The 25,515-nt window shown below is 70.3% G+C and carries 17 protein-coding genes; 14 read left to right on the top strand and 3 right to left on the bottom strand.

Annotation, left to right across the window (positions count from 1 at the left end; all coding sequences use genetic code 11):
• Nucleotides 1-96 precede the first annotated feature (96 nt).
• From WME95_RS14825 to WME95_RS14800, 6 genes are all read left to right on the top strand, one after another.
• Nucleotides 97-1,749: an FAD-dependent oxidoreductase gene (locus tag WME95_RS14825; RefSeq protein ID WP_437909026.1), complete on the top strand. Its 1,653-nt coding sequence runs from the start codon at nt 97-99 to the stop codon at nt 1,747-1,749.
• A gap of 220 nt (nt 1,750-1,969) precedes the next feature.
• Nucleotides 1,970-3,037, top strand: coding sequence for a hypothetical protein (locus tag WME95_RS14820; RefSeq protein WP_437909025.1), 1,068 nt, complete (start codon nt 1,970-1,972; stop codon nt 3,035-3,037).
• Between the two features lie 5 nt (nt 3,038-3,042).
• Complete coding sequence (locus tag WME95_RS14815; RefSeq protein WP_437910987.1) at nt 3,043-4,491, top strand: hypothetical protein; 1,449 nt, start codon at nt 3,043-3,045, stop codon at nt 4,489-4,491.
• Nucleotides 4,488-6,113: a thrombospondin type 3 repeat-containing protein gene (locus WME95_RS14810; protein WP_437909024.1), complete on the top strand. Its 1,626-nt coding sequence runs from the start codon at nt 4,488-4,490 to the stop codon at nt 6,111-6,113. Before WME95_RS14815 ends, WME95_RS14810 begins: the two co-directional genes overlap by 4 nt.
• A gap of 290 nt (nt 6,114-6,403) precedes the next feature.
• Entirely contained in the window at nt 6,404-7,492 is a 1,089-nt protein-coding gene (locus WME95_RS14805; protein WP_437909023.1) for a hypothetical protein, read from the top strand.
• 228 nt (nt 7,493-7,720) lie between these two features.
• Complete coding sequence (locus WME95_RS14800; protein WP_437909022.1) at nt 7,721-9,082, top strand: hypothetical protein; 1,362 nt, start codon at nt 7,721-7,723, stop codon at nt 9,080-9,082.
• Nucleotides 9,083-9,106: 24 nt separating this feature from the next.
• Here the strand turns inward: WME95_RS14800 and WME95_RS14795 are convergent, their stop codons facing one another.
• Together WME95_RS14795 and WME95_RS14790 are read right to left on the bottom strand one after the other, a co-directional pair.
• Nucleotides 9,107-13,195, bottom strand: a complete 4,089-nt coding sequence (locus WME95_RS14795; RefSeq protein WP_437909021.1) for a hypothetical protein — start codon at nt 13,193-13,195, stop codon at nt 9,107-9,109.
• A 269-nt stretch (nt 13,196-13,464) separates the two neighbouring features.
• Entirely contained in the window at nt 13,465-14,283 is an 819-nt protein-coding gene (locus WME95_RS14790) for a TetR/AcrR family transcriptional regulator (protein ID WP_437909020.1), read from the bottom strand.
• Between the two features lie 353 nt (nt 14,284-14,636).
• On the opposite strand from WME95_RS14790, the gene WME95_RS14785 reads away from it, so the two are divergent.
• The 6 genes from WME95_RS14785 (at nt 14,637) to WME95_RS14760 (ending at nt 23,388) form a co-directional block, all read left to right on the top strand.
• Entirely contained in the window at nt 14,637-14,819 is a 183-nt protein-coding gene (locus WME95_RS14785; protein WP_437552463.1) for a hypothetical protein, read from the top strand.
• On the top strand, nt 14,816-15,415 hold the full coding sequence (locus WME95_RS14780) for an SMP-30/gluconolactonase/LRE family protein (RefSeq protein WP_437909019.1): 600 nt from the start codon (nt 14,816-14,818) through the stop codon (nt 15,413-15,415). The genes WME95_RS14785 and WME95_RS14780 overlap by 4 nt, the downstream gene beginning before the upstream one ends.
• A gap of 161 nt (nt 15,416-15,576) precedes the next feature.
• Nucleotides 15,577-16,284, top strand: a complete 708-nt coding sequence (locus WME95_RS14775; protein WP_437909018.1) for a hypothetical protein — start codon at nt 15,577-15,579, stop codon at nt 16,282-16,284.
• A 258-nt stretch (nt 16,285-16,542) separates the two neighbouring features.
• Nucleotides 16,543-17,466: a transposase gene (locus WME95_RS14770; protein WP_437910986.1), complete on the top strand. Its 924-nt coding sequence runs from the start codon at nt 16,543-16,545 to the stop codon at nt 17,464-17,466.
• 240 nt (nt 17,467-17,706) lie between these two features.
• Nucleotides 17,707-21,522 (top strand): transcription-repair coupling factor, encoded by a 3,816-nt coding sequence (mfd, locus tag WME95_RS14765; RefSeq protein ID WP_437909017.1) that lies wholly within the window; start codon nt 17,707-17,709, stop codon nt 21,520-21,522.
• A gap of 96 nt (nt 21,523-21,618) precedes the next feature.
• Nucleotides 21,619-23,388, top strand: coding sequence for a metallophosphoesterase (locus WME95_RS14760; RefSeq protein WP_437909016.1), 1,770 nt, complete (start codon nt 21,619-21,621; stop codon nt 23,386-23,388).
• A 225-nt stretch (nt 23,389-23,613) separates the two neighbouring features.
• Here the strand turns inward: WME95_RS14760 and WME95_RS14755 are convergent, their stop codons facing one another.
• Nucleotides 23,614-23,877 carry a hypothetical protein gene (locus tag WME95_RS14755; protein ID WP_437552458.1) on the bottom strand — a complete coding sequence of 88 codons (264 nt, stop codon included), beginning with the start codon at nt 23,875-23,877 and terminating at the stop codon, nt 23,614-23,616.
• Nucleotides 23,878-24,180: 303 nt separating this feature from the next.
• Between WME95_RS14755 and WME95_RS14750 the strand changes: the two genes are divergently transcribed.
• Both WME95_RS14750 and WME95_RS14745 read left to right on the top strand, forming a co-directional pair.
• Nucleotides 24,181-24,624: a ferritin-like domain-containing protein gene (locus WME95_RS14750; protein WP_437552457.1), complete on the top strand. Its 444-nt coding sequence runs from the start codon at nt 24,181-24,183 to the stop codon at nt 24,622-24,624.
• 63 nt (nt 24,625-24,687) lie between these two features.
• Entirely contained in the window at nt 24,688-25,509 is an 822-nt protein-coding gene (locus tag WME95_RS14745; RefSeq protein ID WP_437909015.1) for a hypothetical protein, read from the top strand.
• Nucleotides 25,510-25,515 lie beyond the last annotated feature (6 nt).

Here is a 25,515-nt window from a genome sequence, read left to right as displayed (position 1 = left end):
GGCGGATCATCACGCCTCCCGGGCGGCAGACCCCATGACCCATCACCGAGACGAAGCGCCGAGCCAAAGCGCTCGGCGCCCAGACGCGGAGCGCCTATGACGGAGCGAGCCTACGATAAGAACACCGCCTGGACCCACGCCGTCATCCCTCCGATGACCCCCCTCGCGACCGACCACGAGGCGGACGTGTGCGTCGTTGGCGCGGGGATCGCCGGCCTGACGACGGCGTATCTCCTCGCGAAGGCCGGAAAGCGCGTCGTCGTCCTCGACAACGGCGCCATCGGCGGAGGCGAGTCAGGGCTCACCACCGCGCACATCACGCACGCGCTCGACCGGCGCTGGGCCTCGCTCGCGAAGCTCCACAGCAAGAGCCGCCTGCGCCTCGCCGCAAGGAGCCACACGGCGGCCATCGAGACGATCGAGCGGATCGTCGCGGAAGAGAAGATCGACTGCGACTTCCGGCGCGTCCATGGCTATCTCTTCACAGCCCCGGGGTCGCCCCCGGCCACCCTCCGGGACGAGATCGAGGCCGCGCACCGCGCCGGGCTCGGCTCGACCCATTACGTCGACCGCGCGCCGCTGCTCGATTTCGATACGGGGCCCGCGGTCCGTTTCCCCGATCAGGCGCAGTTTCATATCCGCAGGTACCTCGCGGGGCTGGCGCGGGCGATCGAGCGCGACGGCGGCAGGCTCTACACGCTCGCGCACGTGGTCGACGTCGACGAGGACGCCGTGCCTCACGGGGTGGTCGTCAAGACGGCGCGCGGGCACCGGGTGATCGCCGGCGAGGCCGTGCTCGCCACGAACTCCCCGTTCATTCCGCGCTTCTCCGTGCACCTGAAGCAAGCCGGCTACCGGACCTACGTCGTCGGCCTGCGCATCCCGCGGGGCGCCATCCCACCGGGGCTCTACTGGGACACGGCCGAACCGTTCCATTACGTCCGCCTCGCCAACATCAACGGCGCAGACGGCCCGGACGAGGTGCTCCTCGTGGGAGGAGAGGACCACAAGACCGGACAGGCCAGCGACGCGGACCAGCGCCACGCGCGGCTCGAGGCATGGGCGAGAGAGCGCTTCACGCAGGCCGGCGAGGTGCTGCACCGCTGGTCCGGCGAGGTGATGGAGACGGTCGACGGCCTCGCGTACATCGGTCGCATCAAGAAGGGATCGAGGATCTTCATCTCCACGGGCGACTGTGGCAACGGCATGACGCACGGGACGATCGCAGGCCTCGTGATCTCGGACCTCGTGCAGGGCCGCGAGAGCCGGATGGCGTCGCTCTTCGATCCCACCCGCGTCAACCTGAGCCTGGCCGCCGTCTCCGAGTACGCGAAGGAGAACCTCAATGTCGCGTGCCAGTACGCCTCATGGCTCGGCAAGGGCGATGTTCCTGACGTGGCGCAGATCGCGCCCGGCGCAGGCGCCGTCGTGCGCAGGGGCCTGAAGAAGCTCGCCGTCTACCGCGATCCGCAAGGGCAGATCCACGAGATGTCGGCCATGTGTACCCACCTCGGCGGCGTGGTCTCGTGGAACTCCGCGGAGCGCAGCTGGGACTGCCGCTGTCACGGCGCCCGCTTCGACGCCATGGGCCGCGTCCTCCGAGGCCCGGCGACGGCCGATCTCACGCCGATCGCGCCGAGCGAGGCGCCTCTCAGCGCCGGAGGCTCGGTCTCGCCTCCGAGGGAGCGGGAGCGGGTCGCCGACCAGCCTGCGGTCGTGCCCCTGCCCCAGAGTCGCTCGGCCACGTGAACGGAGCGAGTCGCGAGCGCCAACAACCGATGAGCGCAATGGACGTGGATCGACGTGATCGACGTGATCGACGTGATCAACACGATCGACGCCCTACGCGATGCGCGCGCCATGGCCTCATGAGCACGATGCGCGCGCGCCGGCGTAGTTGACCCCCGCGCGAGCGGCGTGCGATCATGATCGAGTAGTCCGGGACAGTCCCGGGCGGCTTGGTGATGAGATGAAATTGTTGCGCCCCCGTGCCTCCCGCGCCGCAGGCATAGCCCTGGCTGTCCTCTCGGTCGCCGGGGCGCTTCCGGCGCGGGCCGAGCCCTCGGCGGCCGATCGTCAGACTGCGCGGACGCTCCTCATCGAGGGGCGCAAGAAGCGCGACGCGGGGGACGTCGCCGGCGCCCGCGAGGATTTCCAGGCGGCCCACGCGCTCGTGCGCGCCCCCACGACGGGGCTCGATCTCGCGCGCGCCGACGAGGCGCTCGGTCGCCTGATCGAGGCCCGGGAGACGGCCTACGAGGTCGTCCACCTGCCCCTCGGGAGCGACGAGCCGCCGGTGTTCACGCAGGCGCGGGCGGCCGCCGCGGCGATGGTCGAGCAGCTCGAGGCGCGCATCCCGTCGCTCCAGCTCCGGGTCGAGGGCGCGGCGCTGGACCAGATCGAGGCGCGCGTGGACGGCCAGCCGATCCCCCGAGCGGCGCTCCCCTACCCGCGCAAGCTCAACCCCGGTCGCCACGAGGTGGTGGTGACGGCGCCCGGCTTCCAGACGGCGCGGCGCGAGGTCACGCTGAAGCAGGCGGAGCGCGCGCCGGTGGAGGTCCGCATCCACCTCGTGCCGGGGCGCTCGACCGAGCCGCAAGCAAGCGCAGCCGCAGGTGGGAGCATGGGCGCAAACGTGGGCGGAGCGCAGCAGCCGCCCGCGGACGCGCCGGCGGAGCCCCGCGCGCCCGTTCCGCTGTGGGCGTGGACGGCGGGCGGCGTGGGGCTCGCGGCGATCGCGGGCAGCGCGGTGTTCGCTGCCGACCACCTGGCCGCGCGGGCTCGGGTCGAGGACGAGTGCCCCGGGTCCGTGTGCGATCGGGGCGTCCACGACTTCGAGAGCATGGAGGCGCTCCGGGCGCGGTGGAACCGCAGCCTGGGGCTGTCGGTGACGCTCGGCGCGGTCGGCCTCGCCGGCGTGGGCGCGGCGCTGGGCGGCATCCTCCTGCGGCCCAGGGCGGGCGGCGAGCAGGCGTCGTCGCTCGTGCCGATCGCAACGCCCACGGCGCAGGGCGTCATGTGGCAGGGGGTGTTCTGATGAGGGTGCGGCGGTTGTACTCGGCGACAGCCGGCGCGACGCTTGGCGTCGTGATGGTCGGCGCTGCGGCGCTCGGCGCTGCGGTGCTCGGCTGCGCTCCCGAACTCAGCCTGTCGACCCCTGTGGGGGCCGGCGGCGAAGGCGGCGGTGGCGCGCCGCGGTCGGGCGGCGAGGTGCAGTGGGCGCGCGCGCTCGGGGGCGACGGGGAGCGTGCAGGGACGAGCGTGGCCGTCTTCGACGACCGCACCGCGGCGCTCGTTGGCAGGCTCACGAAGGCGGAGGACGTGGCCCTCGACGACGAGAGCGTGACCCCGATCGGCGAGGAGAACGTCTTCTGGGCGCGGCTCGCGGCGAGCGACGGGTCGGGGCTCGGGCTGAAACGCTTCGGTGCGTTCGATCCGCAGACGGTGAACGCGCTCGCGCCGGACGGGAACGAGGGCCTCCTGGTCGCGGGGGAGTTCTCCGGCACGCTGGAGTTCGGCGGCGAGCCGCGGACGAGCGCCGGCGGGCGAGACGGCTACGTCGCGAGGCTCGACGCGGAGGGGAAGGAGCTGTGGCTGCAGCCGCTCGGGGGCATCGGCTTCCAGGCGGCGACGAGCGTGGCGGCGACGGCGGCGGGGCTCCTCGTCGTGGCCGGCCGCTTCTCGGGCGCGCTGCACGTCGGCAAGGACCGGCTCGAGAGCGCCGGGGGCAGCGACGTGTTCCTGGCGAGCTTCAACAACGACGGCGTGCTGCTCTGGAGCAAGCGCTTCGGCGACGGCTTCGATCAGCAGGCCCGCGCCGTGGCGATGGACGCGCGCAACAACGCGATCGTGATCGGAGATTTCGCCGGCACGCTCGATCTGGGCGGCGAGCCGCTGGAGAGCGCCGGGGATTTCGATGTGTTCGTGGCGAGCTTCAACGCGCTCGGCGAGCACCGCTGGAGCAAGCGCTTCGGCGACGCGGGGCCGCAGCGGGCCAAGGCGGTCGCGGTGGACGGGGCGGGCAACGTGATCGTGGGCGGGGAGTTCGGCGCGACGATCGATCTCGGCGGGGGCCCTCGGACGGCCGGAGAGCACCAGGCGGTGTTCGTGGCCAAGCTCGATCCGACGGGCGAGCACATCTATAGCCGGGTGATCGGCGAGGACGGCGCGTCGCTGGGACAGCTCCTCGTCGACGGCGCGGGGGACGTGGTCGTCGCGGGGGGGTTCCGCGGAGACACGACGCTGGCGGACGGGTCGGTGACGAGCGCGGGGGACGACGACGTGTTCGTGGCCAAGCTCGATCCGGAGGGCGGCTACCGGTGGAGCCACCGCTTCGGCAGCGCCGGCGCGGACCGGGCGACGGGCGTGGCCATCGACCGCGACAGGCAGGTCTACGTGACCGGCGCGTTCACCGGGAAGGTGACGTTCGGGGAAAAGCGGATCGAGGGAGGCGAGGGCACGGATGTGTTCGTGACCAAGCTGTCGCCATGAAGGCCATGAAGGACGGAGGCGCGATGAAACGTGCGGGGACGAGGGGCGTGCGGTCGCGCGGGCGACGGTTCTCGGTGGGGATCGTGGCGGGCCTGTTCGGGCTGATCCTGCCGGCCGCGGGGTGGGCGGAGGACCCCGATACCGATCTGGATGGGGTCGTGGATTCAGCGGACAACTGCGTGCAGACCCAGAATCCGGACCAAGCGGATGCCGACGGCGATGCGGTCGGCGATGCGTGCGACGACTGCCAGTCCGTTCTCAACCAGGATCAGCGGGATTCGGACTCCGACGGCGTCGGCGACGCGTGCGACAACTGTCCTGTCGGGATGAACCCGGACCAGTCGGATGCGGAGGCGGACGGCACCGGCGACGCCTGCGACGACGATGACGACAACGACGGTGTCCTGGATGCCGACGACAACTGTCCTTTCACGGCGAACGCCGATCAGCTGGACTCCGATGGAAACGGCACCGGCGACGTTTGCGAGGCCGGTGACGACGACGGCGACGGCATCGACAACGACGTCGACAACTGCCGCGACGTCCCGAACTCGCTCCAGCAGGACAGAGACGACGACAAGATCGGCGATCTCTGCGACAACTGCCCTGCCACGCGCAATCCGAACCAGGAGGACGGCGACGGCAACGGCATCGGCGACTTCTGCGAGCCCGACATCGACACCGACGGCGACGGGCTGCGCAACGCAGAGGACAACTGCCCTGTAGATCAGAACCCTGGCCAGGAGAACGCGGACGGGGACAGCCTCGGGGACGCCTGCGATCCCGACAGCGACGACGACGGCGTGGTCGACGTGGAGGACAACTGCGCTGTCGTGTCCAATCTGTTCCAGGAAGATACGGACGACGACGGCACCGGCGATGCCTGCGAGGACGACGACGACAACGACGGCGTCGTGGACGCAGAGGACGACTGCCCGCACGTGCCCAACCAGGATCAGGCCGACGGCGACGGCGACGGCCGCGGCGACGCCTGCGACCTCGGGGCCGACGTCGACGGCGACCGCGACGGCATACCGGACGAGACGGACAACTGCCCGCACGTGCCGAACCCCGATCAGACGGACGCCGACGACAACGGCGTGGGCAACGCTTGCGAGGACCTGGACGGAGATGGCCTGAGCGACGCGGCGGACAACTGCGACGAGGAGTACAACCCCGATCAGGCCGACAGCGACGGCGACGGTCAGGGCGACGCCTGCGAAGAAGACGACGACAACGACGGCGTCCCGGACGAGCAGGACAACTGCGCCTCCGTCCCCAACGCGGATCAGGCAGACAACGACGAGGACTATCAAGGCGACGCCTGCGACGTCGATGACGCGGACGACGACAACGACGGCGTCCCGGACGGCGACGACAACTGCCCGCTCGCGGCCAACGCGGATCAGGGGGATGGCGACGCCGACGGGGTCGGCGACGCCTGCGACGACAGCGGCGGTGCGGGCAGCAGCGGCGGCGGGTCCACGGAGCCGGAGGTCTCGTCCGGGCTGGTCTGCACGATGCAGCGAGGCGAGCGCGGCGGCGCGCTCGTCGGCCTCGTGGCGCTCCTCGCGGGCGCGCTGGGCCTGGGCGCCCGAAGGCGGCGCGATCACGCGGGGTGATCGCCGCTGCGCGCGGCGCTGACGCGCAGCGGCCACGCGACCTCATGAGATCGACGAGCGTGCCCGCTCGGTTGCCCCCCGGAAGAGAAGAGACAACTGCGAGCACAACGTGGGTTATCACCCCACGGCCACACGCAGGTGTCGCGATGGCTCCGCGTTTTTTTCGCGACGGGTCATTTTTCTGAGCCGTGACCTGACCGCGGCGGAACTGCTCCGGATGAACGCGCCGGTAGTCCCGCTCCGCAGCGCGCGCTGCGGACGGGAGCGCCTGAGCCACCTCTGGAGACACCATGCGCCTAGCTCTCTCTCTCTCTCTCTCGTTGGTGACCGCCCTGTCTGGACTCACCCTCAGCGCCGGCTGTAGCGACAGCACCGTTGACGGCGCCGCCCCGTCCGGCGGCGCGGGGGGAGGCGACACCGCGAGCGGCGGCGGCAGCGCGAGCGGCGGCGGCAGCGCGAGCGGCGGCGGCAGCGCGAGCGGCGGCGGCAGCGCGAGCGGCGGAGGGGCCGGCACCGGCGCTGCGGGCGGAGGCATGGCGACCCCGACGAGCATCGTGGAGTGCCAGGGCAAGACGTACGCGTGCGGGGATCTCGTCGACAACGACGACGATGGGCTCCTCGACGCCCAGGATCCGGACTGCCTCGGCCCGTGCGACAACACCGAGAGCAGCTACTACGGCGGGATCCCCGGCCAGGCGGGGCCGGCGTGCACCGTCGACTGCTATTTCGACCAAGACTCCGGCTCCGGCAACGACGATTGCCACTGGAACCACAAGTGCGATGAGCACGCGGTCGCGCCCGGGTTTCACCCGGAGTCCAACAACGGGACGATGTGCGCCTATGACAGCGGGGCCTCGACGCCGGGCGCCGATGGCAAGAGCTGCAGCGATCTCAACCGCGAGCAGTCCGAACTGTGCCATACGACCTGCGGTCCGCTCACGCCGAACGGCTGCGACTGCTTCGGCTGCTGCGAGCTGCCGGCGGGCGGCGGCAAGTACGTCTGGCTCGGCTCCGACGCCGATGGCACCGGTGAGGGCTCCTGCTCGCGCGGCCACGAGTCCGACCCGACCCGCTGCGAGCCGTGCACGCCCGTGGATGCTTGCCTGAACGAGTGCGGCCGCTGCGAGCTCTGCCTGGGCAAGGACACGCTGCCAGACGACTGCTTCGAGTCCGGCACCGGCGCAGGGGGCGGCGGCGGTGCTGGAGGCGGAGCCGCGACAGGCGGCGGCGGCGACGCCACCGGCAGCGGCGGCGGGCCCACCGGCGAGCCCCAAGGCCAGTGCGCGGCGGGGGTCCAGCCGTGCGGGCTCTCCGGCCAGGAGCCTTGTGCCGCAGGCTACTACTGCATCACCGGCTGCTGCCAGGTCATCTTGAACTAGCCCCTACGCTTGCCCGGGTTCTCCCTGGATTCGAGGGCAGGGATTGAACCACGAAAGACACAGAAGAACCGGAGGGATGTGTTCCCCCTGCTCGGTGCCCGCCGCGCCTGCGTGATTCACTGTCCCTGCTCGGAGCGGCGACAGGATCGCAGGCCGCGGCGCTGGCCGCTCACGAGCTGAGAAGCTGAGCCTGCAGCGACGAGACGTGATTTGAAAGGAGACGAATCGATGGTGATGCGCTCGATGTCTGTTGGGATGCTGTGCGCCTTGATGGGGATGGGGTGCGGCGGCGACGACGAGGGTCAGCCGCAGAGCTGCTCGGTGGCCGCGCAGACAGGGTGCGCCGCCCCGCAGGTGTGCGAGGAGGTGGAGGGCGCCGAGCCCGCTTGCTTCGAGCCGGTGACCCTGAGGGGGCGCGTCTACGACTCGCTCGACGACAAGGCCATCGCGGGCGCGCGCGTGCTCGCCCGGGACCCGAGCGACGCGGTGATCTCCCGGGTGGCGATCACGGGGGCCGACGGCACCTATGAGCTCGTCGTGCCCGCGCGGCGCGACGCGAGCGGCGCTCCGGTCGAGGCCAACATCACGCTGCGCGCCGACGCGCAGGCGTACGAGACGTTTCCGAAGGCGCCGCGGGTCGCGCTGCCCATCGACCTCTCGACCGCGGCGGGCAAACCGCCCGCGATCGAGTCGGCGGCGACGGAGATCTCGCTGTTGCCGCTCTCGGACAGCGAGGGGCTCGGTTCCATCTCCGGGGTCGTCCACGCCGACCAGCCCGGCGGGACGCTGCTGGTCGCGGGCGGCGCCACCGGCGCGGCCGATCTCGACGGCAGCTACACCATCTACAACGTGGCTGCGGGCGACGTCACGGTGAAAGGTTACGCCGCCGATCTCGCGCTCGACACGGCGAGCGCGACGGTCAGCGCCGGCAAGGAGACGACGGGCGTGGATCTTCACGCGACCGGAGACGCCACGGCGGTGGTGAGCGGCAAGGTCGAGATCGTGAATGCTCCAGGGGGGAGCGCGACCTCGGTCATCCTCGTCGTGGCCGATACCTTTGACGAGGCGACCGCGCGCGGCGAGACCCCGCGAGGGCTCCGGCAAGGCAACATCACCGGCGACTTCTCGATCGCCGGGGTGCCCGACGGCGATTACGTGGTCCTCGCCGCCTTCGAGGACGACGCGCTCGTGCGGGATCCTGACACGTCGATTGGCGGGACCGAGATCGTGCGCATCACGGTCTCCGGCCAGGATCTGCCCGTCGCGGAGTCGTTCAAGGTGACGGGCGCGCTCGCCGTGGTCTCGCCCGGCGCGAGCACGATGGAGGAGGTGAGCGGGACACCGACGTTCGTCTTCGAGGACGACTCCAGCGAAGATCTGTACGAGGTGCGGTTGTTCGACGCGCTCGGCGCCAAGATCTGGGAGGACCTGGAGGTGCCCAGGGTGTCGGGGAGCGAGAACGTCTCTGTCGAGTACGACGGTCCCGCGCTGATCCCGGGGATGATCTACCAGTTCAGGACCACCTCGAAGAAGGACGGCACGCCCATCTCGCAGACCGAGGATCTGAAGGGGGTCTTCGTCTACAGGTGATCGCAGGGCGCGCGGGCGCCGCCGTCAGCGGCGACGGCGGCGGGCGCGGCGCGCGCTGCCGAGCGCCACGAAGACGCCGCACAGCGCGAGCGCGCGGGCCGCTCCTGACGCGTGCCCGGTCTCGCCGCCGATGACGGCATACGCGCAGCTGATGCTCAAACAACAGCAGCAGTGGACCGGGGCCGCTCCTCCCTCGGATTGGCCCCCTCCCCCTTCCCCACCCCCACCCGCCGCATCTCGGCCACCGCCAACCCCTGTGCCGCCCGGCCCGCCGGCATCGGTGGAGCAATCGCCGCCGGCGCCGTCGCCCCTGCCTCCAGCGCCCTCGGCCGGTCCTCCGGCGTCGCCGCCGCCGCTCGCGCCGCTGCCGCCCGCGCCACCGCCGCCTGCGCCGCCGCCACCCACTGCGCCGCCGCTGCCCACGCCTACTGCAGTCCCTCCGTCGTCGCCGCCTCCGCCCCCTCCCGCGGCGGCGCTGTTCGGCGTGTTCCGGCAGCCAAAGAAGGGATGGCATTCGTCCGTGGTCGTCGGATCCCCGTCATCGCAGTAGAGCGGGATGTCGCTCAGACAGAGTCCCTGGAAGCAGACCTCGCTGCCATTGCAGACATCGAAATCATCGCAGCTGGCGCCGTCCGGCAGGCTCACGTCCGCGGGGCAGCTCCCTGCGCCGTCGCAGTACTCCCCGGGATCGCACAGCGAGGTCGCGATGCGGCAGATCGTGGTCGGCGGCTCGGCGGTGCACAGATCCGAGCAGCAATCGCCGTTGCGCAGGTTGCCGTCGTCGCACTGCTCGCCGAGCCCGAGCTCGCCGTCGCCGCAGACGGCGGGCCTCACCGTGAGCACCGTCGGATCGGCCGCGCCGGCGAACAGGGGTTCGTCCGTCATCGCGCTCGACTCGTTCACGCCATCGGAGTCCGCGTCGAAGAAGAGCGTGCCCTGGTTCGTGACGACGAGTCCATCGGTCAGGGGACGGAGGATCGCTTCCATCGTGAGCGCCACCCACTCCCCCGGCTCGACCTCGCCGTCCCAGCCCACCGTGTTGGTGGCGGGATCGGCCGAGACCGCGCCGCTGTCCGCGAACGCGCCTTCCAGGAGGAGCTCGGGCGGGAGCACGTCCACGAACTCGAAGCCTGCATTGTCGGGCTGCACGCGCCCACCGGTGTTGGTGATGAGCGCCGTATAGGCGAGATCCTCGCCGGCGATGCGCTCGCCGAGGACCGTGAGATAGCCGATCAGGCGCGCTGGCACGGAGACGTCGACGCGCACGCCGCTCTCGTTGTTTTCCGGCGCCGGATCGTGCTCGCTCGCGCTCACCTTCGCCGTGCTCTCGATCTCCTCGTCGACCGTGGACGGCGGGAGCGTGGGCGCGACCAGGGTGACCGCGATCGACGAGCTCTCCCGCGCGGCGAGCGAGGCGCGCCGGCACGCGAGCTCTCCGCCGGCCAGGTCGCACGTCCAGCCGGTCCCCGAGGCGCTGACGAGGCTCGCCCCGGCGGGCAGCACGGACGACACGCCGACGTCGCTCGCATCGCCCGGCCCCTCGTTGGCGACGTCGATCGTCATCGTGAGCTGGGCGCCCGGCGATACAGGATCCGGCGCGGCCGTCTGGGTGATGGCCAGATCCGCCCCGCAGGCCCTGGACACGACCGGCACCGCCGCGAACACGATGTTGTCGACCGCGACGCCGCACGGCCCGGGGCGCCCGATATCCGTGCAGACCCGGCTGTCGTCCTGCGTGTAGTCGAAGCGGAGCCTCACGGTCCGCCCGCGCAGCCCCGCGCCAGGGAAGCGGATCGACACGCGCTTGCTCCCGCCGGAGCTGCCGGACCATACCGCGTTGTCCGCCAGGTAGTCCGGGTCGTCGCGGGCTGGAAGGTGCTTTGGGAAGTGGTGGCTCCCGCCGGTGACGATCCGCTCGGCGAACGCCTCCGCGAGCACCGCCCGGGGCGCGGCGCCGGCCGTGAGATCCTCCACGCGCAGCGTCAGACCGTCGAACGCCTGGATGAGCTTCTGCGGATCGTCCTCCAGCTCGTAGGTGAGATCGAAGTCGAGCGTGACGTGGGAGTTCCCGGAGCTCTCCGGGATGGTCACGGCGGGCGACACGAGCGCGACGAGCGACGTCGCCGCCTCCTCGTCGTGAAATGCCGCGTTGTTTCCGGGCGTCAGCGTCTGCGCGACGGTCCACGGCGAGGCGGAGGCCGTCCCGCCGGCGCGCACCGACTGCCAGCCGGAGGGCAGCGCCGGCGCGCTCGCTGCGTCGAAGTCCTCGCGGAGGAGGACCTCCGCGGGGCCCGGCGAGCCCGTCTCGAGCTGGATCGGCAGCTCGACCGTGCCCTGAGCCGAGCTCACCGTGAGCGTCAGATCGATCGGCGCTCCAGGAACGAAGTCCCGGCCCGTCCTGAGGACGAACGGCGCGTCGCCCGCGACCGTGCGGAGGGGCTCGATATCCGGGTAGAGCGCGCTCGCCCTCACCAGGGTCACGGAGGGCGTCTCCGTGGACAGCGCGGCGGTGATCCGGGAGACGGTCGTCCTGCCGGAGATCGGGTTGGCGAGGTGGTTCTCGAGGTAGACGCCGACGTCGACGATCTCCCCGGGATCGACGCGCTCGTTCGCGAGGGCGCCGCACGCGGCGTCGGCGATCCGGGCGCCGGCCGCGCGCAGCGGCGGGACGCGGGCGAGCTCGTCGAGGACGTCGAGGTGCACGTTGGGCGCGATCAGGGAGGTCGACGACGGCTGCCCCTCGTCGAACCGCGGCGGGGTGGCCGTCATGCTGAAGACGCTGTAGAGCTCACCGGCGAGCGCGACGCCGCCGATGCGGTCGCCGAGGTTCTGTCGGGAGGCGTCGTTGCCGTGGCCCGCGTGAAAGGGGCGGTCGGAGATCGGCGCAGGCGGGCTGAAGGAGGCGCCTTGATCGCTCGACGCGGTGTGGACGATCTCGGTCAGGTCGCCCGAGCTGTCGACATCCTGGTCGTAGTAGACGACGTGCGCGGTGCCGGTCGTTCGGTCGACGGCCACGAAGGGGAAGAACTGGGCCCGATCGCGCCCTGGATTGCTGTTGAGGAGGACGGCGGGGCCTGCGGTGCACTGCTCCGTGAACGAGCGCAGGGCGATGTCCCCTGTGCCGTCCGCGCCGCTCCGCTGGTAGACGACGTAGACCTGCCGCGTGGCCTGGTCGACGTCGATCGACGGGGCGCTCCTTCCGTGGTCGACGCCGAGGATCTGGTCTTCCATGGGGTAGCTGGCCTCGTCGAGGAGGGTGAGCGGCTCCCAGGTGACGCCTCCGTCGATCGACCGGCGGCAACCGACGTTGCGCAGCGAGGTCCCCGGCTCGATGGCGCGAAAGACGGCATAGACGACGGAGTCCCTGTCGGTCGCCCCGGGGAGGATGCGCGCGCTCGGCCCGTCGAGATCGCCACCGGCGGGCGCCTGCGCGAGCGTGGCCGCGGGCGACCAGGTCTGGCCGAGATCGTCCGAGTGGCTGTAGAGGATCCTCGGAGACGCTCCGCCGCGCTGAACCCAGGTAACGGAGAGGCGCCCGGTCGCCGCGTTGACGTCGATGGAGGCCTGCTCGGCGCTCTCCCCCGCGACGAACGCGGGGGTCACCTCGACCGGCGCGGACCACGAGGAGCCGGCCGTGCGGCTACCGGGGTTCGAGGCATGGAGGCAGAGGCCCTGGAGGCCATCGGCAGGGCGAACGTAGGTGGAGGAGCTGACGAACACGTCGCGGGTCGGATCGTGGACGACGCGCGGGGCGCCGAGCACCTGGCCGCCGGCGACCGAGGGCAGCGCCCCCGCGCCGCTCGGGCCGAGGACCTCGGCGAAGGATCTCCCGCCGTCGGCGGAGCGCGCAACGCCGGACAGGCTGATCGGATCCGCGAGGGCGCCGCGCGGATCGGTGTAGGTCGCGATGAGGATGCTCGCGTCCGCGTTGGCGGCGATGGCGGCCTGGTGCTGAGCGCCGAGCGCGTCGACCGCGTGCACGGTGCGGTCGGCGCTCGCGACGGCCGCGAGCCGAGCTGCGCCGAGCGCCTCCGGTTCGTCGCTGCCACAACCGGCGCCGGCGGTGAGGAGCCCCCCGCTGAGCAACCAAGCGACCGTGCGTCGCGCGCGCATAACACCTCCGAAAGGAGATAGATGCCGCGAGCTCGCAGGACGTGCCGATTTCCCCGACATTGCGAGGCCGGTCCGGCGAACGGGCGCGATGTGCTGGGGTCGGTCTCGCGCAACGCCAGCGCAAGCCCCGCGCCGCGCGAGGGATGCGCCCGGCGCGAAGGCGCACGTCGACGCGATTTCCCTTTCTTCCTGGCCGGCGAGCCGTGTGCCAGAGGCCGGTGCGTCGCGCGCGGAGCGTCCTGGGGCCGGCAGGCGCCTGGGCGGACGGCTCAGGCGCGGCGCCCGGGGCCGCCGCGGTCGCGGCTCGCCTGGGAGGCGGGCGGCTCGGGTGGACGGTCGGGGAGCACGAGGTCCGCGAGACGGCGTGCCGCGGCGAAGGCCACCTCCGCACCTCCGACGGGGCCCTCACCCGGGTTGGCGGCGGACCCCTCACCCAGGTTGAGATCCTCACCGGGGGCGGGTCCCTCACCCAGGTTGGGATCCTCACCAGGGTTGAGTGGGGTACCAGCCCCATGCGGGTCTCCATCCAGGCTGGAAGAAATCAATGCGGATGCAATTTCCCCGGACGCGGACGAAACCTCACCCAGGTTGGCGTGCCCGACGTTGGCGCGCCCGCTCAGCGCGAGCATCGCGATGCCATGGAGGCCCGCGAAGAGCACGTAGGTATCCTCCTCGGGCCGCCTGCTGCCGTGATGGCGCAAGAGCTCGACGAATGAGCTCCAAAGAGGGCGCGCGAGCCGCAGGCGCCCCTGTTCGCGCAGGCGGGCACGGTCGAAGCGGCGCTCAGCCATCAGCCAGTACAGATCCGGATGGCACAGCGCAAACTCGACGTAACCGACGGCAAGCGCCCGCGCATCGGCGCCAGCGCGCGCTCGCGCATCGAGGCGCTCCGCGAGCCGCCGCCACCCGAGGCCATCGACGCGAATGAGGAATCCGTCGAGCGAGCCGAAGTGGTGATACAGCACCATCGTCGTCTGGCCCAGGAATGCGGCGATCTTGCGGGCCGTCAGCTCGTCCCGCGTCAGCCGTCCCTCGCAGAGCGCCATGAACACGCGCTCCACCGGCTCATCGGCATCCATCACACCCATGCCCACCATCCTGCCACGTCCGCGCCTCGCCCGTTGACGCCACCAGGATAACATTGTTATCCTGGGTCATGGGGTGGCTGCTTCGCAACGCAACGTCGGTCTCCGGGGCGCAGCGCGGGGGCCGCTGGCTGGTAGGGTTGGCGCTTGCGGGGGCGTGCACGTCGCGACCGCCGACGGCGGACGACGCGCCCGCAGGGCCGTACGCGGTGGTGGACGGGTGGCCGCGTGTCCCTGACGGGATGGTGTTCGGCCCAGCGCTTGATGTGGCGGTTGACACGCGAGGGCGCGTGCTGGTGAGCCATGCGGCCGGGCGTACGTCAGGGAACGACGCGCCGATCCGCGAACCCACGATCTTGGCGTTCGATCCAGAGACGGGCGAGCTGCTCGACGCGTGGGGAGAGGGGCTGTTCTTCTATCCACACGGGATCGAGGTGGATCGCAACGACTTCGTCTGGGTGACGGACTCCGAGCAGAACCGGGTGTTCAAGCTGACGGCGGAGGGGGATGTGGTCATGACCCTCGGCGAGGCGCCATGAAGGGCATCGGTGTGTGGATCCTCGTCCTGCTCGCGGATATCGGGTGCGCGACGAGCCCCGAGCAGCTCGACCGGCCCACCAACGTGGCCTTCGGCCTGGACGGCGACATCTACGTGGCGGACGGCTACAACCATGCGCGGATCGCGCGCTTCTCCGAGGACGGCGAGTTCGTCATGGAGTGGGGCGAGAAGGGCTTCGGGCCGGGACAACTCGACACGCCCCACGGCATCGTCACCGACGACGAGGGGCGCGTTTACGTGGCGGACCGGGAGAACGCGCGTGTTCAGGTCTTCAGCGCGAACGGCCACTACCTGGCGCAGTGGAAGAGCCCCGCGCTGGGGCGACCGTGGGCGATCGCCTTCGGATCCGACCGGCACATCTACGTTGTAGACGGAGGCGATCAGGATCCAGCGCGGCCGCGGGGGCATGTGCTGCGGATGAGCCTCGACGGGAATATCGTGGACCGGTGGAGCACATCGGGGGACGGTCCCGGGGAGATCGACTGGGGGCACGGGATCGCCGTGGGGCACGACGGCAGCGTCTACGTCACCAGCCTGAGGGGTCGCGGCGTGCAGAAGTTCCGGAGGACGAAGTGAGGAGGAGAGCGCGCGGGCTCGCGCTCACAGTCACCGTGGTTGCCTCGGTCGGCGGGGCGCCGAGCTGGGCACAGACGACGGGGGACATTCCGTCGCGACCTGGTGGCCGCGGCCACGTTGCGCTGTACGGCATTTTCACAGCCTCGCCGCAGGACCGGACGGTGGCTACGATTCATGTCGCGCCGCAGGTGGCGGCGGGCGTTCGCCTGAACAGCTGGCTGCTCGCGACCACGGACGTCACCTCGGCCTGGACCACGTTTCGAATCGAGGGCGAGGCGCGGCGCTCGTCGTTTCGCTTCGGGAATCCGTTCGTGACCGTGCAGGCGGCGCTTCTCGAGGAGCGAAACCGCTCGATCTATGCCGGGGTCGGGGTTGCACCGCCGGTGACGACGTTCCCTGGCACCATCCCGAAGAATACGGAGGTCGAATACAACTACGCGGTAGCTACGGCCGCGCGCGGGTTCGCGGATTACTGGATGTGGGCACCGAACGCGATTCCGATCGCGCTGTTGCTCCGCAGCCGGGCGGAGCTGTCCATGCCGGTGATCGTTGGCGCTGAGCTGGATCCAGCCGTGCTCGTTTCCGTGAACTCCAACCCGTCTCGGCTGGCGGTCGTGGCCGCCGCTCACGCGGGCTTGCGGATGGGTCCGCTGACACCCGGAGTGCGAGTGCAGATGCTCGCGCAGTCGGCGCCGCTCGCAGGGAGAGATTTCTCACAGTGGGCAGCGATCTTGTATGCGAATGTCGAATTCCAGCCGGTGTTCGTACGCTCCCAGGTTGCCGTCAACCTGGATGCGCCGTCCGGGCTGACCGGGCAGCGAGGGGCGACTACGTGGGGGGTATCGCTGGGAGGCGGGGTCCATCTGTAGAACTGTTGAGCTCTTTCTTTGGTTTTGCTACCGGCCCACGATGCATCGCCTTCGCAGCAGCCGCCCTCTACCGAGCCACGTTGCGACGTCGCGCTCGACTGACGTTGCGCTCTGCACACGCTCTGCTCTGCCCCCCGACCTGACCATTGGGTGGCGCAGGTGGCGAAGAGGATGGCGGCCGCCACCGGCTCGATCACCCCGATCCTCAAGAATCGGCGGATTTTGAGTCTGGCACGGCGCTTGACATACCCGTCAGGCATGAGCCAGCCTCGTGCGATCGTCCCCGGCGCTACGTATCTTCTCACCCGCCGTGTACTGCGAAGGCATTTTCTCTTCCGCCCCGATTCCGCGATCACACGGCTCGTGATCTATACCCTCGCGGTCTCGGCCCATCGCTATGGTATCCTCGTACACGCCCTCTGCGTGATGTCCACGCACATTCATATCGTTGTCACAGACACACACGGCGAACTACCACGATTTCTTCAGAGATTCCATCGACTTGTCGCTCTCGGGACCAAGATCTTGCGCGCGTGGGAGGGGTCGGTGTGGGACGATCGAGCAACGAGCGTGGTACGGCTAGCAACACGGGACGCCCTGGTGGAGAAGATCGCTTATACGCTCGCAAATCCGGTCGCTGCTGGTCTCGTACCGCATGCACATGAGTGGCCAGGAGCCAAGGTGCTCGTCGGCGACATCGGCCGCGGCGTGCTGCGCGCCCGACGCCCTGAAATATACTTCAATCCACAGAACCCCGAATGGCCAACCGACGTAGCACTTGCGATCACGCTTCCACCGTCGATCAGCGATTCGAACGCCGACAAATTTCGCCACGAGATCACAGGACGGATCGAGCTGCACGAGAGACAGGCTCACGCTGCGCTACAGCGACAAAGGCTTGGCTTCCTCGGGGCTGCGCGCGCGACGAATATTTCTCCTTACGAGCGAGCAACGAGCATCGAGCCACTTCGCGATCTCAATCCAACATTCGCAGTCGGTCGCCGGCAGACAGACGCAAAGAACGCCGCCATCGCGGCCGTACGAGCCTTTCGCATCGCATACCGACATTCGATCAATCAATGGCGCGCAGGTGTACGCAGCGTAACTTTCCCTGCGGGCACGTGGTGGATGCGCGTGTTCCACGGGGTCACCGTTAACGAGGGCAAGCCTGCGGCCGCATAGACGCAGGACCAGCGACGTCGACACCATTATTTTGAGATCGGAAACCAGGAGTATCAGAGAGGCGATTCGGGACCGGAACCGAGCTGGCGCGCGCGGCTCGTAGCGCCCCCGCTGCGACGTCCACGAAATACGCTCCCAGCACGGTGGGGTTGCGTCCCCGGCCGCGGCAGGGTGGGGTTGTGCCCCGCGCGCGGCGCGAACCACGGTCGGGTCGAGACCGCGGGTCGAATCGCGCCGCCTATGCTAGACCGCGCTGCGCCGATGCCCCCCGAGCGCTCCCTCACTTCCACCTCGAGCTCCCCGCTCAGCGCCACGATCGCCGAGCTCTCAGGCCATGTCGACGACAGCGCCTCGAACGATACCGCTGCCAGCGGCCCGCCCGCCTCCACGCCGGCCGACTTCGAGCCGCTCCCGTCGTTCGACCTCCCGGCGGACCGCAGGGTCGTCACGCCCCGTGAGCTCGCCGCAGAGCTCGCCGCGGCGCCGCCGGGCACCCGTCATGTCACAGGCTCGGCCGGCTCGGCCGGTGCCCTCGTCATCCGTCGCCTCGTCGCGGCCGCCGCCGGGCGCCGGATCATCGCCCTCACTCCCGACGTCGACAGCGCCCGCGCTCTGGCGGCCGATACCTCGTTCCTGCTCGTCGATCGGGACGCCGATGACGCCGAGGCCGCCGGCTCGACCACGTTCGGCCGCGTCCTTCTCTACCTGCCGAACGAGGCCAGCCCTTACGCGGATGTCAACCCGGACCGGCGGGGCGCCCAGACCCGCCTCGCCACGCTCTTCCATCTCGGCATGGACCTCCCCTGGTCGGTCCTCGTCTGCCCCATCGCCGCGCTCGCCCGCAAGGTCGTACCCAGGGACGAGATCACCGAACACGCCGAGCTCGTCATCGCCGAGCAGGAGATGGATCGCGACGCGCTCTCGGCCCGCCTCGGTGCATCGGGCTACGTCCGCAGCCCCCTCGTAGAAGACCCCGGCACCTTCGCCGTCCGCGGCGCCCTCCTCGATGTCTGGGCGCCTTCCGCCGAGCTGCCGGTGCGCATCGATTTTTACGGAGACATCGTCGCATCGATCAAGATCTTCAACCCCGACGACCAGCGCACGGTCGCCGACGTGAAGGAGGTCTGGCTCCCGCCGGCGCGTGAGGCGATCCTCACGCCTGCCAATGTCGAGCGGGCCCGCCAGCGGGTACGGGCCGCGTGTGACGTCATTGATTTCCCCTCAACCAAGGCGCGCGCCCTGGTCGACGACGTCGCGAGCGGCCGCGCCTTCTTCGGGGCCGAAGGCTACTTGCCTGCCTTCATCGACCTCGCCTCCTTCACGTCATACCTGCCCGACGACGCGCTCATCCTCCTTGAGGACCCATCCTCCGTCACCGCCGCCGTGCGCAACGAGCTCGGTCGCGCTGCGGCCGATCGGAGCCACAAAGACCGTGAGCCGCACTTCCCGCTGACCTCCTTCTACGAGGACGAGGCACACGTTGCCTCGTGGCTCGGCGCGCGTGTCGTGCTTGCCCTGCACCGCACCGGGGTTGAGGGTGCTGCGGAAAACCGGAACTCGCTGGAGCGCTTCGAGGTCGTCCCTGAGGACATCCCGTCGCTCGCAACGCGCGACCAGTCGGACCTTGAGCGCGCCATCAAGACCGCCCGTGCGTCACGCGGCAAGCACGGCGCTCTCGATCCGCTCGTTCGTCGCGTGGTCGCTTGGCAAGAAGCAGGCCTACGAGTGCTTATCGCTGCACGCGCGCAGACCCAGGTTGAGCGCCTCGTCGCCCTGCTCCGCCATCGCGACGTGCGGGTGAAGGCCAACCTCGGTCCGTTCGACCCCGCGTTCTTCGATGGCAGCAGCTCCGCGTCTCCGCGCGACACGGCCCTCGTCGTGACGGGCTCTCTTGCGCGCGGCGTCATCGCTCCTGCCGAGGGGCTCGCGCTGGTCACGGAGGAGGAAATCTTCGGTGCCCGCGCTCACCGCCGCGCCGCACGCGCCGCCGCCTCCTCCACGAAGCCGTCGCAGGCCTTCCTCGAGGACCTCCGCAACCTCGGCGTCGGCGACTACGTTGTCCACGTAGAGCACGGCATCGGGCGGTACCTTGGCCTCGTCCACAAGCAGGTCGGCTCAACCACGGTCGATCTCATCGCCGTCGAGTACGCCGGCGGCGACAAGCTCTACCTCCCGGTCTACCGCCTGAACCAGATCCAGAAATTCAGCGGCGGCGAAGGCACCCCCAAGCTCGACCGGCTCGGCGGGCAGACGTTCGCCAAGACAAAGGCGCGGGTCGAGAAGAGCGTCCGCAAGATGGCCGACGAGCTCCTCCGCCTCTACGCCGAGCGCCGCGCCGCCACGGCGGAGCCGGTTCCACCGCCGGACGATGATTACCGCGCCTTCGAAGCGACCTTCCCCTTCGACGAGACGCCCGACCAGGCCCGGGCGATCACCGAGGTTACGGCCGACCTCGAGTCCGGCCGTCCGATGGACCGCCTCGTCTGCGGCGATGTCGGGTTCGGAAAGACCGAGGTTGCCATCCGCGCCGCCTTCCGCGCCGCAAACGCCGGCAGACAGGTCGCCGTCCTCTGCCCAACCACGGTGCTCGCGCAGCAGCACTACCTCAGCTTCCGATCCCGGATGGCTTCCTACCCCATCGAGGTCCGCGTCATGTCCCGCTTCCAGACCAAGCAGGAGCAGGACGAGGTCTCTCGCGGCCTCCGCGACGGCAGCGTCGACGTCGTGATCGGCACCCACCGCCTCCTCTCCAAGGACGTCCACTTCAAGCGGCTCGGCCTCCTCGTCGTCGACGAGGAGCAGCGCTTCGGCGTCACCCACAAGGAGCGCATCAAGGCGCTCAAGACCAACGTCGACGTCCTCACGCTCTCGGCCACCCCCATCCCCCGCACCCTCCAGATGGCGGTCTCCGGCCTCCGCGACATGTCGATCATCACGACCCCCCCGGTCGATCGCCGCGCCATCCGCACCGTGGTGACCCGCCACGACGAGGCCGTCCTCCGCGACGCCGTCCTCCGCGAGCTCGGCCGCGGCGGCCAGGTGTTCTACGTCTACAACCGCGTCGAGGGCCTCTACGAGCGCGCCGCCCGCCTCGCCGAGCTCGTCCCGAGCGCCCGCATCTGCGTCGCCCACGGCCAGATGAGCGAGCAGAACCTCGAGCAGGCGATGCTCGACTTCGTCGAGGGGCGCTACGACGTCCTCTGCGCCACCGCCATCATCGAGAGCGGCCTCGACATCCCCCGCGCCAACACGATCCTCATCGACCGCGCCGACATGTTCGGCCTCTCGCAGCTCTACCAGCTGCGCGGCCGCGTCGGCCGCTCCAAGGAGCGCGCTTACTGCTACCTCATCGTCCCGCCCCCGAACGCCATGACCGACGAGGCCCGCGCCCGCATCGAGGCCCTCGAGCGCCACACCGAGCTCGGCTCCGGCTTCCAGATCGCCTCGCTCGACCTGGAGCTGCGCGGCTCCGGCGACCTCCTCGGCGCCGAGCAGAGCGGCACCGTCGCCCAGGTTGGCTTCGAGCTCTTCTGCCAGATGCTCGACGAGGCCGTCCACGAGCTGCGCGGCGAACCCGTGATCCACGACGTCGACACCGAGCTCTCCTTCGACGCCGACGCGCTTCTGCCAGAAGAGTACATTTCCGATGTAGGCGTACGCCTCTCCCTTTACAAGCGGCTCGCCGGTGCCGCTTCGACCGAGGACGTGCAGGACCTCGCGGTCGAGATGGAGGATCGCTTCGGCCCGCCTCCGCTCGAGGCGCGCCGGTTCGTGCATCTCATGCGGCTCAAGACCGAGCTGCGCCGGCTGAAGGCGCTGGCATGCGAGGCGAGCGCCAAGGGCGTGACGCTGCACTTGCGCGAGGACACCCCGCTCGATCATGCCAAGGTGCTCAAGCTGGTCCAGCCGAAGAGCTCACCTTACCGACTCTCGCCCGACATGCGGCTCACCCGCCGAGCCAAGGAGGGCGAGGCCTTCACGAGCGGTCTGGAGGCGACCGACAAGCTCCTCAGCGAGCTCGCCGGCTGCCTCAAGGAGGGCGGTGATCTCGCCTAGCGGGAGCGCCCACGACGTCGTCGCGCCCCGCGGAAGCGCGCGGGCGAGGCGGCGCGGCGCTCCGGCGGTGATAACCTCCCTTGAGCGGAGGGACGGATGATCGATCGCCCGGATCGCGAGCGGCTCGCGGCGCTCCAGCGGAGCGTCATGACCTGCTGGTACAGCCCCTTCCAGCTGGCCCGCTCCGCGCTCGACATGACCGTCTCCCGCCTGATGGGCGCACGCGGCGATTTCCGCCTCCTCGAGGCGATCGCGGGGCCGCAGCCGCCCTTCGACTACGCCGCCCGTAGCGGCGTCATGCGCGACGAGCTCTGGATCGATTACGTGGCGGACACGGGCGATGGCTTCAACCCCACCTACGCGATCGCCACCCTCCTCGCGCGGCCGGTCCTCTCGCTGGGCGGCCGGGAGACGAGGCGCGGAGAGGTGCTCATCATGGGCGGCGACCAGGTCTACCCCTCGGCCACGCGTCAGGCGTACTGGACGCGGCTCGTCGAGCCCTACGCGGCCGCGCTCCCGAAGGCCGATGTCACGGAGGCGCCGCACCTGTTCGCCATCCCTGGCAACCACGACTGGTACGACGGGCTGATGAGCTTCATGCGCCTCTTCGGCCAGAAACGCACGCTCGGCGCCTGGAAGACGTTCCAGTCGCGGAGCTACTTCGCGCTGAAGCTGCCCCACGGCTTCTGGCTGCTCGGCGTCGACATCCAGCTCGAGTCCGACATCGACCAGCCGCAGATCGAGTATTTCTGCAGGCTGGCGACGCACGACATGCGCGACGGCGATCGCGTGATCCTCTGCACCGCCGAGCCCGACTGGGTGAAGGGCGCCATCTACAACCCAGAGCTCCAGAGCAACCTCGCCTTCTTCGAGAAGCAGCTCGCCGACGCGCGGCCCGGGGTCGAGATCGTCGCGCGCATCGCCGGAGATCTGCACCACTATCGCCGCCACGAGTCCGCGGACGGCCGGCAAAACGTCATCGCCGGCGGCGGCGGCGCGTTCCTCCACCCGACCCACGGCGAGCCGGTCACCGTGGTCCGCTCCGGCGCGGGCGCCGACCAGCGCCCTTATATGTTGCGCGCCTCGTTTCCGTCAGAGTCGGAGTCGCGCCGGCTCGCCTGGCGCAACCTGTGGTTCGCTCGGCACAACCTCGGCTTCTGGCCTGCCGCCGCCTTCGTCTACATGCTCTCCTCCCTGACGCTGCCCCGTCCCGGGCCGGGGGCCGTGGGGTGGGTCCTTGTCGTCGTGCTCGTGTTCATCGTCTTCACCGACACCTACAAGACCTGGTATCGCCGGTTCGCGGGCTCGCTCCACGCGCTCGCGCACCTCGGGGCGGCGCTGGGGCTCGCGCACCTCGGCGGCGCGCTGCTCGGCGTCGACGTCCGGGACCTCCCGTCCATGTGGAGCCTGCTCGGCGTGACGCTCTTCGTCGGCGCCACCGGCGCCGTGGTCGGGTCGACGATCATGGGCGTGTATCTCCTGATCTCGCTCAACGTCGCGCGGCGGCACGGCAACGAAGCGTTCTCGGCGCTCCGGATCCAGGACTACAAGAACTTCTTGCGGATTCACGTCCACCGCGATGGCCTCACCCTCTATCCCGTCGGGCTGAGGCAGGTGCCGCGCGCGTGGAAGGTGGCCGACGACCGCAAGCCCGGCGAGCCGCGCTTCGTCCCCGCCCGCGGCGCCCTGGCGCCGGAGCTCATCGAGGAGCCCATCACCATCCCGACCGCGCGGCAGCCACGACGGACCGGCCAACTCACGGTCGACGCGGCAGGCGCCGGGCACCGCGAGTGCCCCGCGGGCGAGCGGCGGAGTCGCCCCCCCGCAGCGGGCGCCACGGCGGGAGCCGGCGCGCCCGAGCCGTAGAGGCAGACGGAGCCCTGGCGATCGTTCCTTCTGCATGAGGCAGTTCGCCTCGGCCGGGACATTCTGCCTTCGCGCTGGCAGGCACAACCACGTACGGGCGGTCGAATCGTGGAAGCGGTCGACCGCAGAAGGACCTCTTTCGTGCCGAGCTCGCCGCGCGCGCCTGCGCGCGCGAACGTGAGGTCAGAGGACGCAGCGAGGTTTTCTGGCGCGAGCCGGCTGCGCTCAGGGCGACGCGGCGGCGTTGGGCAGCCTCGGCGGAGCGGACTTGGGACAGATCTCGCGCAGCTCGCCGGGGGGCGAGAGCGGATCGGGCCCTTCCCTGGGGCAGGAGCCCGGGCCATTCGCGATGGCGTCCTGACCACGGTCGTCCGCGGTCCATTCGCGGTTGATGCTGGGCGCGTTCGCGAGCCCCTCGGCGCAAGCCGCGGAGGCGGCGAGGAGCAGCGCGAGCGCGGCGCGCATCGAGCGGCCAAGAGAGCGTTTCATAGGCACATCCCATCTCCCCGGGGCGCCGGCGCTGGCGGCGCCGGTCCACAGAAGCTGTCAGGGTCTCCCGTCTCTCGGCGTGTATCACGCTCCGTGCCAGGTCGAGGTTGCCGGGCCGTTCGGGATGCCGGACCGCCCGCCACGGCCGCCATCGGCAGCCTCGAGCGGCGGCCGAGCCGGGCGCGGCAACGGCGACCACAAGTTCCGGTGACGACGTGCGCATGGCTTGCGCCCCCACGCAAATGCCCCAGGTGGTGGGCGGTGGGGTCCGAGCGGAGCGGGATCCCGGAAGGAGTGTCGATCATGGCGAGAGACGTCATCGAGGTACTCAACGACCTCATCCAGCTCGATCGCGACGCGATCGCCGCTTACGACCGCGCCATCGAGGCGTGCGAGCACGCTCATACCAGGGAGAGGCTCGCGAGCTTCAGGGACGATCACGCGCGCCACGTGGTGGATCTGACCGCGCATGTGACGTCGCTCGGCGGCATCGCGGCACAGACCCGCGACCTCAAGGGCAAGCTCATCGAAGGGTTCACGGCGATCACGAGCCAGGGAGACCAGAGCGCGCTCCTCGCCATGCGCGGCAACGAGGAGCTCACGAACCGGCAATACCAGGCGGCGCTGGACGAGTCGCTCACGGCCGAAGCGCGCGCGATCGTCGAGCGCAACTACACTGATGAGCAGCGGCACCTCGCGTGGATCAAGGACGCGCTGTCAAGGAAGGTCTGGGAACAAGCCGCCTAGTGGGCGGTCGGCCCGCGGCGGTGGTGAGTACGATCGGAAGCAGATTCTACGGTTGGGGGTAATATGAAATCGAATCGGTCCATCCAGTTCGCGCTCGCCATGGGAGCGCTCGCGGTCGTGCCGGCGCTCGCGGCAGCACAGACGGGCGGCACGGGCTCGCAGCAGCAACGCGAATCGGGCTCGTCGCAGCAACGCGAATCGGGCTCGCCGGGAGCGGCGCAGGGCGGCGCGCTGCATCAGGGCGACAAGCCCAGCCCGAGCGGCGCACAGCGCACGCAGCAGCAGGGGCAGAGTCAGAAGAAACAGGCGATGAATCTCCAGGAGCGGATCTCGTTCCCTGTCGAGGAAGGGTGCACCTACACGGCCTCCGTGAACGGTCGGATCGATCCCGTCGCGGCGGGCAAGTCGCAGCAGCCGTCGGGCGGCCAGACCGGCAGCGGCAACCTGGGACGGGGCGGCGCGGGAGAGCAGGGCCATACCGACGGCAGCCAGGCCCAGGCTCATGCCGGCGGCGCTCAAGCCGGCAGCCAGCCCCACGAAGGCGCCCAGGCCGGCAGGGCGCAAGCGGGCGGCCAGGCCGGGCCAGGTGCTGACTACCGCGAAGGTCAGGAGAAGGTGAAGCCCAACCTCACCGTCGCCGCCAGCGTCAGCTGCCCGAACGCGGTCGATCTCAAGGTCTCGGACACGCTGAAGACGGACAAGGCCATCAGCCGCTCGGAGCTCGAGGAGATGATCTCGCGTCGAACGAGCATCGCGACCGAGAAGGGCGGCCGCTTCTGCATGTACGTGCCGCAGTTCGAGCTGACGCGCGAGAAGCTGAGCGGAAAGGGCATCGCCCAGCTCTGCCGCGTGCCCGCGGCGGCCGAGAAGGGCGGAACGCCGTAAACGCCG

It is taken from the genome of Sorangium sp. So ce327, assembly GCF_051530205.1.
GTDB lineage: Bacteria > Myxococcota_A > Polyangia > Polyangiales > Polyangiaceae > Sorangium > Sorangium cellulosum_B.
Note: the sequence above shows the minus strand (reverse complement) of the source record. Positions and strands in the feature narration are given on the sequence as shown.

Coding starts and splice junctions, on each gene's coding strand:
- WME95_RS14825 (WP_437909026.1), top strand. CDS start 97: ATGACGGAGCGAGCCTACGATAAGAACACCGCCTGGACCCACGCCGTC.
- WME95_RS14820 (WP_437909025.1), top strand. CDS start 1,970: ATGAAATTGTTGCGCCCCCGTGCCTCCCGCGCCGCAGGCATAGCCCTG.
- WME95_RS14810 (WP_437909024.1), top strand. CDS start 4,488: ATGAAGGCCATGAAGGACGGAGGCGCGATGAAACGTGCGGGGACGAGG.
- WME95_RS14805 (WP_437909023.1), top strand. CDS start 6,404: ATGCGCCTAGCTCTCTCTCTCTCTCTCTCGTTGGTGACCGCCCTGTCT.
- WME95_RS14800 (WP_437909022.1), top strand. CDS start 7,721: ATGGTGATGCGCTCGATGTCTGTTGGGATGCTGTGCGCCTTGATGGGG.
- WME95_RS14795 (WP_437909021.1), bottom strand. CDS start 13,195: ATGCGCGCGCGACGCACGGTCGCTTGGTTGCTCAGCGGGGGGCTCCTC.
- WME95_RS14790 (WP_437909020.1), bottom strand. CDS start 14,283: ATGGGTGTGATGGATGCCGATGAGCCGGTGGAGCGCGTGTTCATGGCG.
- WME95_RS14780 (WP_437909019.1), top strand. CDS start 14,816: ATGAAGGGCATCGGTGTGTGGATCCTCGTCCTGCTCGCGGATATCGGG.
- WME95_RS14770 (WP_437910986.1), top strand. CDS start 16,543: ATGAGCCAGCCTCGTGCGATCGTCCCCGGCGCTACGTATCTTCTCACC.
- mfd (WP_437909017.1), top strand. CDS start 17,707: ATGCTAGACCGCGCTGCGCCGATGCCCCCCGAGCGCTCCCTCACTTCC.
- WME95_RS14760 (WP_437909016.1), top strand. CDS start 21,619: ATGATCGATCGCCCGGATCGCGAGCGGCTCGCGGCGCTCCAGCGGAGC.
- WME95_RS14755 (WP_437552458.1), bottom strand. CDS start 23,877: ATGAAACGCTCTCTTGGCCGCTCGATGCGCGCCGCGCTCGCGCTGCTC.
- WME95_RS14750 (WP_437552457.1), top strand. CDS start 24,181: ATGGCGAGAGACGTCATCGAGGTACTCAACGACCTCATCCAGCTCGAT.
- WME95_RS14745 (WP_437909015.1), top strand. CDS start 24,688: ATGAAATCGAATCGGTCCATCCAGTTCGCGCTCGCCATGGGAGCGCTC.